General features: G+C 30.2%; 13 protein-coding genes. 12 read left to right on the forward strand and 1 reads right to left on the reverse strand.

What is annotated here, in order from left to right:
• Window positions 1–107: 107 nt before the first annotated feature.
• From HNP99_RS10440 to HNP99_RS10480, 9 genes are all read left to right on the forward strand, one after another.
• Window positions 108–1,130, forward strand: coding sequence for an alpha/beta hydrolase family protein (locus HNP99_RS10440; RefSeq protein WP_173853327.1), 1,023 nt, complete (start codon window positions 108–110; stop codon window positions 1,128–1,130).
• A gap of 350 nt (window positions 1,131–1,480) precedes the next feature.
• Entirely contained in the window at window positions 1,481–2,062 is a 582-nt protein-coding gene (locus HNP99_RS10445) for an outer membrane protein (RefSeq protein WP_173853328.1), read from the forward strand.
• A gap of 192 nt (window positions 2,063–2,254) precedes the next feature.
• Complete coding sequence (locus HNP99_RS10450) at window positions 2,255–2,755, forward strand: hypothetical protein (protein ID WP_173853329.1); 501 nt, start codon at window positions 2,255–2,257, stop codon at window positions 2,753–2,755.
• A 198-nt stretch (window positions 2,756–2,953) separates the two neighbouring features.
• Window positions 2,954–3,553: a hypothetical protein gene (locus HNP99_RS10455; RefSeq protein ID WP_173839518.1), complete on the forward strand. Its 600-nt coding sequence runs from the start codon at window positions 2,954–2,956 to the stop codon at window positions 3,551–3,553.
• A 204-nt stretch (window positions 3,554–3,757) separates the two neighbouring features.
• Entirely contained in the window at window positions 3,758–4,312 is a 555-nt protein-coding gene (locus HNP99_RS10460; protein WP_173853330.1) for a hypothetical protein, read from the forward strand.
• A 256-nt stretch (window positions 4,313–4,568) separates the two neighbouring features.
• Window positions 4,569–5,150 (forward strand): outer membrane beta-barrel protein, encoded by a 582-nt coding sequence (locus tag HNP99_RS10465; protein ID WP_173853331.1) that lies wholly within the window; start codon window positions 4,569–4,571, stop codon window positions 5,148–5,150.
• 384 nt (window positions 5,151–5,534) lie between these two features.
• On the forward strand, window positions 5,535–6,008 hold the full coding sequence (locus HNP99_RS10470) for a hypothetical protein (RefSeq protein ID WP_173853332.1): 474 nt from the start codon (window positions 5,535–5,537) through the stop codon (window positions 6,006–6,008).
• Window positions 6,009–6,274: 266 nt separating this feature from the next.
• Complete coding sequence (locus tag HNP99_RS10475) at window positions 6,275–6,697, forward strand: helix-turn-helix domain-containing protein (protein WP_173853333.1); 423 nt, start codon at window positions 6,275–6,277, stop codon at window positions 6,695–6,697.
• On the forward strand, window positions 6,694–7,533 hold the full coding sequence (locus tag HNP99_RS10480) for an IS3 family transposase (protein ID WP_371810465.1): 840 nt from the start codon (window positions 6,694–6,696) through the stop codon (window positions 7,531–7,533). The genes HNP99_RS10475 and HNP99_RS10480 overlap by 4 nt, the downstream gene beginning before the upstream one ends.
• A gap of 182 nt (window positions 7,534–7,715) precedes the next feature.
• Here the strand turns inward: HNP99_RS10480 and HNP99_RS10485 are convergent, their stop codons facing one another.
• Window positions 7,716–8,123 carry a transposase gene (locus tag HNP99_RS10485; RefSeq protein WP_254596850.1) on the reverse strand — a complete coding sequence of 136 codons (408 nt, stop codon included), beginning with the start codon at window positions 8,121–8,123 and terminating at the stop codon, window positions 7,716–7,718.
• A gap of 379 nt (window positions 8,124–8,502) precedes the next feature.
• Here HNP99_RS10485 and HNP99_RS10490 point away from each other — a divergent pair, with 379 nt between their 5' ends.
• From HNP99_RS10490 to HNP99_RS10500, 3 genes are all read left to right on the forward strand, one after another.
• The gene (locus HNP99_RS10490; protein WP_173853334.1) at window positions 8,503–10,515 is read left to right on the forward strand and encodes a tetratricopeptide repeat-containing sensor histidine kinase; all 2,013 of its coding nucleotides are present in this window, start codon (window positions 8,503–8,505) and stop codon (window positions 10,513–10,515) included.
• Window positions 10,516–10,525: 10 nt separating this feature from the next.
• Complete coding sequence (locus HNP99_RS10495; RefSeq protein ID WP_173853335.1) at window positions 10,526–11,974, forward strand: FAD-dependent oxidoreductase; 1,449 nt, start codon at window positions 10,526–10,528, stop codon at window positions 11,972–11,974.
• A gap of 409 nt (window positions 11,975–12,383) precedes the next feature.
• Entirely contained in the window at window positions 12,384–14,867 is a 2,484-nt protein-coding gene (locus HNP99_RS10500) for a PAS domain-containing hybrid sensor histidine kinase/response regulator (RefSeq protein WP_173853336.1), read from the forward strand.
• The last annotated feature ends 10 nt before the right edge of the window (window positions 14,868–14,877 follow it).

A 14,877-nucleotide genomic window follows, 5' to 3' on the forward strand; every position in this document is an offset into this window, starting at 1 on the left:
TGTGGTAAATTCACGTTTATCTTTCGCAAGAAATTTTATCTTAGCCGAAAATAATCGGTTACGAAGTTCGCCACTTCTGCAAGCCACGACACGTTGGCAGATATATTATGAAAAAACTACGAAGAACATTAATTTTACTGATATTAACACAATTCAGTTTTGGTCAAAATTTTAACATCATAAACAATGAAGCAATATTATTTAGTTTAAAAGAAAAAAAAGACACAATAAACTTCATAGTAATTGATACAAAACTTGATGAAAAAAAACCAATTTTTTTATTTTGTCAAGGGTCATTACCAATGCCTTTATTTATTAAACCTGAAAAAGAGCAAATGTGGATGTTTGGAGGCGGAATTACAAATTTTGATATAAATGAAATACGCAGAAACTATCATTTAATCGTAATTTCTATGCCAAAAACACCAGTAATAGTAGACGAAAAAAACTTAAATAAATCATATTGCTTTATTCCAAACCCAAATGAAACTAATAAATTTTCAAAAGAATATGTAAAAGCTGATTATTTAGAAAATTATAAAGATAGAGCTAACAAAGTATTAAGCTTTTTAAGAAACCAAAAATGGGTTGACAATTCAAAACTCATTGTTGCAGGACATTCTCAAGGTTCAAAAGTAGCGACATTAATTTCATTAAAAAATAAAAACGTTACTCACTTAGGTCTATTTGGTTCAAATCCTTTTGGTAGAATTGACCAATTAATTCGTGAAGATAGAAAGTCCGCAGAAAACAAAAAAATTACTTGGATAGAAGCCGATAAAAGTATGGAAGATACATATCAAATGTATAGAGATTCTTATAATGAAGATACTTTAAAGAAAAACCCAAATTTATTAGCTTGGAAATCATTTTCAAGACCTTTAATAAACGATTGGTTGAAAATTAAAATACCAACATATTTAGCCTATGGGACAAATGACATTGCTTCTGATTTATGTGATTTAGTTCCTCTATTTTATATTCAAAATGCAAAAAATAATTTGACATATAAAAGATACTTAAATTTAGAACATAATTTTTACGAGGTAAATGAAGACGGAAGAGCTGATTATGAAAAAGAACATTGGACAGAAGTAATGAATGAATTTATAAAATGGACGTTGAAATAAATACATCTGCCAACAGCGGTTTGCAAAAATGGCGAAATTTGTGGTGAATTCACGTTTATCTTTCGCAAGAACTTTTATCTTACCCGAAAATAATCGGTCACGAAGTTCGCCACTTCTGCAAGCCGCGACACGTTGGGCGACAGCTAAAAAGAAAAAGGAGAAATCATAAGGCAAAATTGTGATTATGAATTGCGAAGCTGTTAAAACAATTTAAAAAGTTGAAGGTTTTAATTTGCCAACAGAAACGTGAAAGTTGAAATCGAAAAGTGAAAACCTGAAAAGTATAAACTTGAATATTGGAAGTGATAAGTAAGCCATAAAAATTAGAAGTAATTAAAAAAAAATAAAATATGAAACAAAAATTATTATTAGCATTTTTATTGATCTTATCAATAAAATCTTTTTCTCAGGATTCAAAAATTAGTATTGAAATGCATTACCCAATTCCAATTGGCCAAAATTTTATTGAAAAAAGTTACAATGGAATTATTGATATTGGAGCTAAATATAGATTTACGGAAATAAAAAACATCAATATTGGAGCATCAATCAATGGTGGGATTTTAGTAAATAACACTAATGATAGCAACGTAGATCAAAACTTTAAAGTTAAATCATACCTTATTCAACCAAAAATCTTTGCAGAACTAAAAATAGAATCAATTTCTAAATTACACCCATTTGTAGGATTTGGTTATACTTTTATGATTTTTGATGTATCAGGAACAAATAATGGATTTGATGTTTCAAGTTCAGGCAAAACCGAAAGTGGAATTAATGCAAATTTTGGAGTTTCTTATGATATAACTAATAAAATATTCATAGATATTCAATATGACTATGTGAAATTGCAAGTTGACAAAGAAACCCCAAATACTACATTTAATACAAATGTAAATTTATTAAAAATTGGATTAGGTTTCCGAATATAATAAACAGTAAAAATTTAAAAAGTGAAAACCAAAAAAATAGCCGATCGCCCAACAGCGGTTTGCATAAATGGCGAGATATGTGGTAAATTCACGTTTATCTTTCGCAATAAATTTTATCTTAGCCGAAAATAATCGGTCACGAAGTTCGCCACTTCTGCAAGCCGCGACACGTTGTGCGTAATTTTACCGAAAATGAGAAAAATCACATTATTTATGCTTTTTAGCCTTTCAATTTCATATTCACAAACTGCTGAATATGGAAAGTTGACTAATAAGTCCGAGTACCAAATTTATCTATCGAAAACTAACGATACGTTGAAAGTTGGAGACACTTTGACAATTGGAATACCAACATCTGATTTAGGTTTTACTTATATTTCACAAAACGGTCAAAGAGTATCTAATACATTATCTGACAAGAAAGTGATTGTGGATAAATTAAAAACATATGGAACTAAAGGTAGTGGATACAAAATGTATGCACAATTTAAAGGTTATGGATTAATGCCTGTTTTAATTGATTACGATACAGCTCTCGAACTTGGTGAAATTAAAAATATAAAAAGTAAACTTACTAAAGAACAAGCAATTACAAAACTAAAAGAAGCTAAAGAATTATTTGATTTAGGTGTAATTACTCAAGCCGGTTATGAAAAATTGAAAGTTGAATTAACTCCTTTTATATTGAAATAAATAAAAAAACTACGCACAACAGCCGTTACAAGATATTTGGGCATTTGGCTAAATTTAAAAATGGTTTTGTACTTGTAAAATTTGTGCATATTGGAAAAAACTCGCATCTTTAACCCCAAACATCTTGTAGCGCCAAGACGTTACCTGCTATTTTGCCGCAGAATCGAAGAACTCAGTAATTTAATAAAAAATCAAATAATGAAAACATTTTTTATAATAATTCTGGCATTTAGTTTACAAATTACATTTTCTCAAAAGACAGACCCTTGTGTAGAATATATTCCTTGTAACATACAAAATCCAGATAAATATATATTCATTGGAAAAAAGATAGATATTAATCGTCTTAGCCAACCAAATTATTGTAACGATTATATACCTCATTCAAAATATAAATCAAAGTATGAAATATTAAAAAAAATTTCTAAAAATATAGATTTTGAAATTGCTGATTGTGTATTATATGACCATAGTATAAAAGTAAAATATTATGAATTTGAAAATCTTCTTTTATTTGTTGCCAAAGGTTGTGATGAACTTAATACATATCGATATGAACCAGTTTACAGAATGAAAAATGGAAATTGGGCATCCCCCATTTTTTATGAACATAGTAATACCATAAGAAAAAGTAACAAAGAACCTCACAAAGTTGATATGGCGGAACCAATCATCATTTCTCGCTATCAATCTGGCGGAAAATTAGAAGATACTTTTCCAGAACCCTATTTCGAAATCAAGCAAGGAAAAGTATATATGAAATATGGATTTTATCCAGAAGACTTAATAACCAATTGAAAACAAAAAAACAGCAGGTAACAGCGGTTTGCAAAAATGGCGAAATATGTGGTAAATTCACGTTTATCTTTCGCAATAAATTTTATCTTAGCCGAAAATAATCGGTCACGAAGTTCGCCACTTCTGCAAGCCGCGACACGTTGTGCGTCAGTTTAGAGGAACGGAAATGTGAAAGATAAATCTCTTATAAAACATAAATAAATAATGGAATCTGAAATAGAAAACATCTTTGAAAACCGTAAAGAATTTATGATTCATTTGCTTGAATTTTTGAATGATAAACCTAAAGGTGTTGAATTAGGAGAATTTTTCTTTTCAATAATGCCATCACACGGAATGGAGAATTTCCAAGAAATTTTGGTCGAAATGAAAAAACAAAAGTGGATTAACATATTAGAAAGCCCAAGCGTTGCAAATGTTGGTGGACTACGAATTCCGACAAAAGATGTGAAATATACAATTGCAATTGGCGGAATTGAATATTTAGATAAGTTAAAAATCATTGTGGATAAATTTAAAGTTGTCGATAAGAGAAATGAAATAAATATTGTTGGAAATGTAATTGGATCGAACATAATTCAAGATTCATCAGATTTAGAAAACATTTTGTCTAAACAGGCAAAGGCAAAAAAACCAGTCGCAAAACCAACTAAAAATAAGGACCAAGGGTTTTGGGAAAAAGCCAAGTCTGTGTCAGTTATTTTGGGATTTGTAGCAGCATTAATTGGATTAATAACTAAGCTGATGGATGTATGGTAAAAACTGAATGAAATACAAACTATTTTTGATAACATAATAAATATTTTAAAAATGGTTCCGACTTAAACGGTGCGGAAACTAGACCGAAAATAGATATAAATAAAAAACCGAACGCACAACAGCTGTTTTGAGATAGCTGGAGTTTAGTGGAATTACCGTTTCGCATCATTTTTTCGTTAAGCCGAAAAATTAGCGGTTACGATTTTCCAGCCATCTCAAAGCAGCGACACGTTGTAGATAATTTAAAAATTAAAATATGAAACAAAAATTACTATTAGCATTATTATTGATTTTATCAATAAAATCTTTTTCGCAGGATTCAAAACTTAGTGTTGAAATGCATTACCCAATACCAATTGATCAAAATTTTATTGGAAAAAATTACAATGGTATTATTGATTTTGGTGCTAAATATAGATTTTCGGAAATAACAAATATCAATATTGGAGCATCAATCAATGGTGGAATTTTAGTAAATAACACTAATGATAATAGCGGAAATCAAGACTTTACAATTAAATCATATCTCATTCAACCAAGATTTTTTGCTGAACTTAAAATAGAATCAATTTCTAAATTGCGCCCATTTGTTGGATTTGGGTATAGTTTTATGATTTTTGATGCTTCAGGAACAAATAACGGATTTGATGTATCGGGTTCAAATGATACAGAAGGTGGAATTAATGCAAATTTTGGAATCTCTTATGATATAACTAAAAAGATATTCATAGATATTCAATATGACTATGTGAAATTGAAAGTTGACAAAGAAACTCCAAATACTACATTTAATACAAACGTAAATTTATTAAAAGTTGGATTAGGTTTCCGAATATAAAAAACTATCTACAACAACCATTTTGAGCTAGCTAGAATTTAGTGGAATTGCCGTTTCGCATCAAGTTATCGTTAAGCCGAAAATTAGGAGATTACGAACTTCTAGCCATCTCAAAGTGGCATAACGTTAGCATAAATACCCAAAATTAGCCCAAAAGAACTTGAACTAATAGATAATCGAAATGAACAATTATGGAATGATTTAAATAAAACTCATTCTATTACAATCGACTTAATTGATTATCCAAATTATGCTTGTGATTCTGAAAACAACAATTCAAGAATTATAGTTCCGAAAAATGACATTAATATAGATTCATTTACTCACGAGTTATTACACGTTTTAATTCGACAAAAAGAACTTTTCTTCGGTTCGAGTTTTCAAATGCTAGTAAGCGGAAATCAAATACTATCTGAAATAATAAGCGGAGAGTTAATCGAACATTTTGGAAATTGTATTGACCATATTAAAATGTTACCAATATATTTAGAACTCGGATTTGATAAGAAAAAATTTATTACAGATTATGATGTTAATAAATGTACGAAATCAGAAATCCAACAATTAAAAGATAATTTCAAGATTAGAGGCTCATATAATAGTGAAGCAGTTGATTTTTATATTGGGAAATATATAGCAATAAAAGCTGACCCAAAACAACATATAAACTATCCGAAATCATTAGCTGAATTAAAAGCTCTTGACTCAAATCTTTTCGGAATTTTAGAAAAGTGTATTGACGATTGGAAAAAAATGCCAATTGAGAAAGAAAATATTTGGGATGACGATTATAACTCTATCTCATTTGAATTCTATCAGAGTTTATCTGATTGGACAGAAGGAAAAACATTTGAATAAAGTACTTATGCTAACAATGTATAAAAAACATAGGGCGTTTGTGCTAAACCGAAAGGTCTGTGCTTATTAATGAAGTCCGCTAAATATAAAATTTGGCATTTAAGAGATAAAATAAAAGCAAAATATTTATATTTAGCTAAGTAATAAACCGAAACGAAAGTGCTTATCACCTGCCCTACGTTTCTTATACTGAACGTTATGGGCAATGTGGCTAAATGACAATTCCTGAAATAGGTTGACAAAAAATTAAACACTTTTAGCAACTTATGGCACTAACAAAAAAACAACCCTGTCCAAAAAAAGAGTATCAAAAAATTGGTTTTGATCTCAAACTTTCCATCATTGACCAAATTACAAACGGTCAGATTTCGGTAAATCACGCTTCCAAATTACATGGAATTTCTCGCTCCTCAATTACCTATTGGATGAAAAAATTGCGTTCCTTTGAACAAAATTCTAAAACAATGAGTAAAAATCAAGAACTTAAGAAACTCAAAGAACGTATCAAAGAACGTATCAAAGAACTCGAGTTCGTTAAAGACTTCCAACAAATAATAATCGCTGATTTTGAGGTTAGTACCAATCTTGGATTCGCAAAAAAGTCATTGCCCGAAGCACTGTACAAAGAAGTGGAGAAAAAAATGAAAGACCTTTCAAAGAGAAATGGATACACCAATGCTTCGGAATAAGCAGACAAGCTTATTACAAAAGAATTAAAAAACAAGAATTGGAACAAAAACAAGCACTTATAATCTTTGAGCTAATAAGACCTATTAGGCATTTACAAGCTCAATATGGCTGTACAAAAGTATATTTGGATATCAAGGATGATTTAATCAAAAACGGTATTAAAATGGGACGTGACAAGTTTTACGCTTTTATGAGAAACTATGGCTTATTGATTAAGAAAACCAAGAGATATCATATTACAACCGACTCTAATCATGGATTTTACAAATCAGAAGATTTAACTGTTAACCTTGAAATTAAGCAGGCTGAACAACTTTTTGTAAGCGATATAACTTACATCAAATTAGCATCACAACATGCCTATTTAGCACTGGTGACTGATGCCTATTCTAAAAAAGTAATGGGGTATAAAATAGATACCAATATGAAAGTCCAACTAGTAAAGGATGCATTGCAAATGGCTGACAATAAACGAATTTACAAACATCAAGATACAATTCATCATTCTGACAGAGGTATACAATATTGTTGCCCTGATTTTGCAGAATTTGCCAAATCAAAAAATATGACTTTAAGTACAAATCAAAACTCAATCCCATACGAAAATGCTGTGGCTGAAAGAATTAACGGGATTTTAAAACAAGAATTTGGATTAGGAAAAACGATTCCAAATCTTAAAACAGCTCAAAAAATGGTAAAACAGGCAATTGAAATTTATAACAATCATAGAAGACACTATTCATTAGAAATGAAAATACCAGAGTTTGCACACAAAAACCAACAACACAAATACAAATCCTATAGAAAAATAAAAAAAACAACTTTAACTACGTAAGGAATGTTGGTAACTTTTTTAAAACCCGGAGGGAATTTTTTAAAAAAAGTTATCAATATTCCGATTACAAATAACTATTTTTGAATATCATTTTGACAACAAAAGTTGTCAACCTATATCAGGAAAAGACACTTTTTTAAGATGGTTATTTTTTTATTTCTCTATTGCGATAGCTATCTGTACTAAACTATTGATTTGTTAGTGTGTTTCGGTTTTGATGACCGATAAATTCTTCGTGCCATCTTATGAGCCACTTTTATAATAACGCTTTTTACGTTTTTACCTTGATTTTTTTGGTAAGAGTTTTGCATCTCAACATCTTTTCTAATAGCCACCCAAGCTGCTTCTACTAAATAACTGCGCAATTGTAAATGATTTCTTGGCGTAATTCCTAAGCATTTTTCTGATCCTCCACTATTGTAGATTCCTGGAACCAATCCAACGAATGAACTAAATTGTCCTTCATTATTAAAACGACGTAAATCTCCACATTTGGCTAAAATAACACTCGGCAAATAACCTCCTATTCCAAGAATATTTTTTAATAGAATATAATCTTTCTTGTTAGTTTTTCTATAATGAGCTCGCATTTGAAGGCATCTAATAGATCTTGTAAAAAGATAGATCTGTTTGGATATAAACTGTCCAACTTTTTTTGAATGTCTAAACCAATGAATATCTTTAGATTAGAAAAAGTGTTTTGTATTTACATATCTTCGTTTTTAGTATTCTCAAAGTTATGCTTTTACATAAATGCTTGGCAAGATAGGTGTTTTAAGAGAATTAGCATTTTTTATCCTATCTTCGTATTGTTACAAATATTCTTTGAATAAAAATTAGCGATATAAAAGTTGTTAACAGTAAAATATAGCCCTAAATAGTTATAAAATATACGTTTATTAGAATTTTGGATCTCTTATTTAGATGATTTATGTAAATTGGTTTACGACATCTTCAAATGTAGTATATATGAAATATCCATTAGTAATTATTCTTTTATTATTCTCTAATTTTTTGTTTTCTCAAACAAGGATTGATAGTTTAGAAGGGCTGCTGCCTCATAAACTAGATCTTGAAAAAGTGATATTATTAAATGAATTATCCTTTGCATACTGGAATGTATCTCCAGACAAAGGCCTTCAATATGCAAATATGGCTTATTCACTAGCTATAAAAGAAAACAGCAAAAAAGATATTGCAAGATCACTACAAAATAAAGGAGTAAATTACTGGGCTAAAAGCGAATTTAAACTTGCTCTTGATAACTATCAAAAATCATTAAATATATTTGAAGAAATCAATGATTTAGAAGGTATAAGCGCACTATGTAGTAATCTAGGAGCTGTCTATCTCGATATAAATGATTATGAGAATGCATTAAAATATAATTATAGATCTTTAAAAATTTCTGAAGAGAAAGGATTTACTGAAATTTATATCATAGCAATAAGTAATATCAGTTCTATTTATTTGGCACAAAAAAATTACCCTAAAGCCTTAGAATATGTGCAGAAATCTATTGCTGTTTCTAAGAAACAATCTAAGACAAGTAATTTAGCTTCTCAACTAAATACTTTGGGTGAGATTTATAAATTTAAAAAAGAGTATAAAAAAGCGAAAGATAGTTATAAAAATGCCCTAAAACTGTTTAAGAAAACTAAAAACAGCTATGGAACTGCTATTTGTTTATACAATATTGGAAACACAGAGTACCAACTTAAAAATTATGCTAGCGCTAGTGCATATTTAGAAGAATCTCTCAATATAAGTAACACTATTAATGATCAAATTGGGATGTTACTTGCTAATCAAAGCATAGGGCTTGTTCATAAAGAACAACAACAGTATGATAAAGCCCTATCCTACTACTATAATGCGTTTCAATTGGCAATTAAATTAGGCGCTAAAGAAGAAAAGTTAGAACTCTATAAGAACTATGCCGACCTTTATAAAACTACTGGTAAATTTGATAAATCGGTGGTTTTTTTAGAAAATTATATTTCGCTAAAAGATAGCATCAATAATGAAAATAGCTCAAAGCAAATTGCTGAAATGCAAACTAAATACGGTAGTGAACAAAAAGAGAAAGAAAATGAATTATTACGAAAAAACAGTGAAATTCAAAATTTAGCTATTGCAAAACAAACCAACTTAAGAAATTCATTTATTGGGGTGTCATTATTAGTCATACTTATGATTATAATTCTTTTAAATAGGTTTACTATTAAGAAAAAGGCGAACCAATTATTAATTATTAAAAATGAAGTCATTTCAAATCAACGTGATGAACTTAAAGAAATAAATTTGACTAAGGATAAATTCTTTAGTATTATTTCCCATGATCTCAAGAGCCCATTTAGTAATATTCTAGGTTTTAGTAATTTGTTAGTCGAAGATTACGATAGTTTTGATGATGATCAAAAAAAAGAAATTATAATTGCATTAAATAAATCATCCCAATCAGCTTTTGATTTATTAGCAAACTTACTTACTTGGGCACAATCGCAAACAGGAAGAATTAAAATTAATAAAAAACTACTGAACTTAAAAGAGTTGGTTGAAACTAGTATAGCTCCTTATAAATATAATGCTTCCGCAAAAAATATAGAGGTTACAACAACTATTCCATCTGAGGTAAATGTTTTAATTGATCTAAATTCGGCTGTAATTGCTATTGGGAATTTGGTGAACAATGCAATCAAATTCACACCTAATGGTGGAAAAATAACAATTAAATATCATGCTAATAAAAATACGATAATGCTACATATTATTGATACAGGTATTGGTATGACAACAGAAGTCATCGAAAAATTATTCAAAATTGATGAAAATATATCAACTAAAGGAACTAATGATGAAGAAGGTACTGGATTAGGTCTTATTCTTTCTAAGGAATTTATTAATAAGAATGGCGGAGATATTACTGTAAAAAGTGAATTAGGAAAAGGCAGCGAATTTATCATTAGCCTTCCCAAGTAAAATAAAAAAAATGAAAAATGAAGTAACTGGCTGGACTACTTGTCAGGAATGTAAAGGACGCGGTAAAAAAAGTCGAAGAATCAATAAAAAAGAACGCATTAGGTACCAAGTAGCATTCGAACAATATGAAAAATCTAATAATCAAGGAGTACCTCCTATTCGCCCTAAAGCACACTTAGACCACTGTATAAAATGCTTTGGATCTGGATTAATACCATCTGATAATTTTCCAATAGCAGATGTTGAAAATTACCCGCACGTTGCCATTATTGGCGGTGGTATTGGTGGTGTTGCTCTAGCAGTTGCTTGCTTACATCGCGGAATTCCCTTTACAATTTATGAACGTGATAACGGTTTTGATACACGTTCTCAAGGTTATGGCCTTACTTTACAACAAGCGAGCAAAGCCATTGAGGGATTAGGAATTTTTAAATTAGAGAAAGGAGTTGTTTCTACTAGACATTTGGTTCATACTACAGATGGAAAGGTAATTGGGGAATGGGGAATGAGAAAATGGATGGATTCTGATTCAAAAATAGCTCCCAAACGTACAAACATACATATCGCACGCCAATCATTACGATTAGCACTTCTAGAGCAACTTGGGGGACATAATAAAGTACAATGGGGTCACCAGCTTATTGATTTTAAAGAAGTTGATGGTGAAACTGTTGAACTCAAATTCCAAGTAAACGGTGAGATTAAATATACTAAATCCAATCTTGTTGTAGGTGCTGATGGCATACGTAGTTCGGTGCGTAAATTATTAATTGGCGACAAAATAACTCCTTTACGTTACCTAGATTGTATAGTAATATTAGGCATTTGTCCCTTGAGTGAACTAGATGGCCTTGAAAATCCTTTATTAGATTCGGCTACAGTATTTCAAACCGCTAATGGCAAGGAACGAATTTATATTATGCCTTATGATTCTGATTCGGTGATGTGGCAATTAAGTTTTCCAATGCTTGAAGCAGATGCTAAAGCGCTAAGTACTAAAGGACCTATAGCATTAAAAGAAGAAGCTTGCCGTAGAACGCAATGGCATGCTCCTATTCCTCAAATTCTGTCTGCGACTCAATCAAATCAAGTTTCTGGTTATCCCGTATATGATAGAGAATTACTTGATGCTGCACTATTAGAAAAAGGAAAACAAATAACGTTAATTGGGGATGCCGCTCATCCTATGAGTCCGTTTAAAGGCCAGGGAGCAAATCAAGCTTTATTAGATGCATTGGCATTGGCACGTGGAATCACAAGAGAATGCCGACCTTTATCTAAATGGAGGGAAGCTGGAATAAGACAAAGTGTTTTAAATGAGTTTGAATCCGAGATGTTACAACGTAGCGCCATAAAAGTAAAACATTCAGCCGAAGCGGCACAGTTCCTACATTCTAAAATTGTACTACATGAAGGCAATGAACCTAGAGGACGTTGCCTAACTAGAAAAGATGATTAGCCTAATTTAAAGCTTTTATTATAATAAAAGCTTTAAATTACAATACTATGAACTGATAGGTAATCGATTTGGTTAGACAGTTTTAAAGTCTGCAATATTCAATTAACTCAAAAAAAAAAACTTGTCACTGATTAAATTATATTAATATTTAACAATAAAGTTTTTAAAACCAAAGTGGCATCTCTAAATTCAATAACATTAGACTCTATTTAAGACTAATAATAGCAATAACTAGTAAATTACAACAACAATACCTAAGTAGTCGCAAACAATTTGCCAATATGCTTATTATAGCGTTTTTATTTGTATTTTCGTTTAATCTAATGTTCTATTTCTCATATAATTAATTATAATTTGAACATTACATACGGTAATACATTGCAACAAATAATCATAATCTAATTTCAGTATGCAAAACGAATTGTCGAAAATTAAAGATGAAGTTGTCAATAAAATAGTTGTAATGAGCGCTATTTTTTTTATACCTCCATATATTTTTTCATTACTAAGATGGTTTGAAATAGGATGGCAAGATATCTACGTATTTCATTCTTTACTCTATTTTTCTGTACTTGCGTTAGCTATTTTTCGCAAAAAATTAAATTATTTTCAAAAAACAGTTTTAATCTCTCTTTTATATTTAACGATATCCTTGATTGGGTTGGTTAAATTTGCCTTAAATGGCGGATTCTATTATTCGATCATTGCTATGGCAATATTAGCCATACTCACAAAACGAAAATTTGCTATATATGTAAACATTATAATAATTATCCTTTTTAGTTTTGTAGCAATTGGTTACTCAAATTATACTTTAAACCCCTCATTAGATCTCAATTTATTAGCTCGCTCTCCTTCACATTGGTTTTTAACCTTGTCTTCAATTTTTTCAATTACAATTATTTTTATTTATGGTTTTGGGGATTTTTATAGAAACTTAACTGAGACAATCATCCAAAAAGAAGAAACAACTACTAAATTACTTCTTCAAAATGAGCTACTTGAAACTAGTGAGAAAAAATACCAATTGATTTTTGATGGCGCAAATGATGCTATATTCCTTTTATTAGAAAACAGAGTTTTTGATTGTAATCAAACAGCATGTGATTACTTTAAAATCAATAAAGCAACATTAATTGGCATGGAGCTAGATAAATTAAGCCCTGATTTTCAATATGATGGTCAAAATTCTACCATAAAAGCACAACAAATAATTAAACAAGTGCTTAATAATCATTCTCAAAAAATACAATGGCAAAACATAAAATCAAATGGTGTACTTTTTGACACATCAATATCTTTGAATAAAATTACTATTAAAGGTAAAGATTATGTACAGGGAATATTACGAGACATCACAGACAAGAAACGAAACGAGGAAGCGCTAAAGGCAAGCGAAAATAAATTTAAAAGTTTGTTCGAAAACTCCGCTGATGGAATTCTTGTACTGAATGAAAAAAGCGAGATATTAGAACTAAACAACCAAATTTGTGAAATATTAGGTTATGATTGTGAAGAACTTCTATTATTAAAAGTAAATGATATTATACATACTGAAGACATGATCCGTAAAGACCATAATGCTTCATTACAAGAGTTACTACAAGGAAAAACTGTAATTAGTCAGTACCGCTTATGCAAAAAAAACGGAGACTACATTTATACTGAACTAAGTACAAAAAAAATAGCCGAAGGACAGTACCTAAATATTGTTAGAGACATTACGGAGAAAAAGAAGATAATTGATGAACTCATAATTGCTAAAGAAAAGGCAGAAGAAAGTGACCGACTTAAATCAGCATTTTTAGCAAATATATCTCATGAAATTCGCACCCCTATGAATGGTATTTTAGGTTTTTCGGAATTGCTTAAAGAACCCAATCTTACTGGAGGAGAGCAACGAAAATATATTAAGATTATAGAAAAAAGTGGGAATCGAATGCTCAATATTATTAATAATATTGTGGATCTTTCTAAAATTGAAGCAGGCTTAGTCGAGTTGACAATTTCAGAGACAAATATTAATGCTCAAATAGAATATGCTTGTACATTTTTTAAGCCAGAAGCTGATAAAAAAGGAATTCAACTTATTCAAAATACAACCTTGTCAAATCAAGCTGCAACTATAAATACAGACCGAGAAAAATTATACTCTATTCTTCTCAATTTAATAAAAAATGCCATAAAATATTCTGATACAGGCACCATTGAAGTTGGATACAACTTAAAAAACTCCGCTACAACTGATTACATCGAGTTTTACGTATCAGATACTGGTATAGGAGTTCCAATTGATCAACAAGAGTCCATTTTTAAACGTTTTATTCAAGCCGATATTTCCGATAGAGAAGCGAGACATGGTGCTGGTTTGGGACTTTCTATTTCTAAAGCATTTGTTGAAATAATGGGAGGAAAAATTCGCGTTGAAAGTAAAGAAGACAAAGGTTCTATTTTTTACTTCACTATGCCCTATTCCCCTACTAATGAAATTAAAAAGCGAAAATCTGGAGAAACTTTAGATTTTGTGATTCCTGAAAAATTAAAAATTCTTATTGCTGAGGACGATGAGATCTCTAAAAAACTATTGACTTTTCTATTGGCTCCCATCGCAACCGAATTACTCGTTGCTAAAAATGGCGAAGAAGCCGTAGAAATCTATAAAACAAATCAAGATATTGACATTATTTTAATGGACATACAAATGCCCGTACTAGACGGTTTTGAAGCCACAAAACAAATTAGACTTTTAAATAAAGAGGTTAAGATTATTGCACAAACGGCTTTTGCTTTATCTGGTGATGAAGAAAAAATTAAAAATGCGGGCTGCAACACCTATATTTATAAGCCCATTAAAAAAGAAAATCTTTTCTTAGCGCTAAAAGAAAATATTTAATGAGTTCTTT

It is taken from the genome of Flavobacterium gelidicaeli, assembly GCF_013294005.1.
Taxonomy (GTDB): domain Bacteria; phylum Bacteroidota; class Bacteroidia; order Flavobacteriales; family Flavobacteriaceae; genus Flavobacterium.

Bases quoted from the DNA above. Each gene is read 5' to 3' on its own strand.
- HNP99_RS10440 (WP_173853327.1), top strand. From the start codon at position 108: ATGAAAAAACTACGAAGAACATTAATTTTACTGATATTAACACAATTC.
- HNP99_RS10445 (WP_173853328.1), top strand. From the start codon at position 1,481: ATGAAACAAAAATTATTATTAGCATTTTTATTGATCTTATCAATAAAA.
- HNP99_RS10450 (WP_173853329.1), top strand. From the start codon at position 2,255: ATGAGAAAAATCACATTATTTATGCTTTTTAGCCTTTCAATTTCATAT.
- HNP99_RS10455 (WP_173839518.1), top strand. From the start codon at position 2,954: ATGAAAACATTTTTTATAATAATTCTGGCATTTAGTTTACAAATTACA.
- HNP99_RS10460 (WP_173853330.1), top strand. From the start codon at position 3,758: ATGGAATCTGAAATAGAAAACATCTTTGAAAACCGTAAAGAATTTATG.
- HNP99_RS10465 (WP_173853331.1), top strand. From the start codon at position 4,569: ATGAAACAAAAATTACTATTAGCATTATTATTGATTTTATCAATAAAA.
- HNP99_RS10470 (WP_173853332.1), top strand. From the start codon at position 5,535: ATGCTAGTAAGCGGAAATCAAATACTATCTGAAATAATAAGCGGAGAG.
- HNP99_RS10475 (WP_173853333.1), top strand. From the start codon at position 6,275: ATGGCACTAACAAAAAAACAACCCTGTCCAAAAAAAGAGTATCAAAAA.
- HNP99_RS10485 (WP_254596850.1), bottom strand. From the start codon at position 8,123: ATGCGAGCTCATTATAGAAAAACTAACAAGAAAGATTATATTCTATTA.
- HNP99_RS10490 (WP_173853334.1), top strand. From the start codon at position 8,503: ATGAAATATCCATTAGTAATTATTCTTTTATTATTCTCTAATTTTTTG.
- HNP99_RS10495 (WP_173853335.1), top strand. From the start codon at position 10,526: ATGAAAAATGAAGTAACTGGCTGGACTACTTGTCAGGAATGTAAAGGA.
- HNP99_RS10500 (WP_173853336.1), top strand. From the start codon at position 12,384: ATGCAAAACGAATTGTCGAAAATTAAAGATGAAGTTGTCAATAAAATA.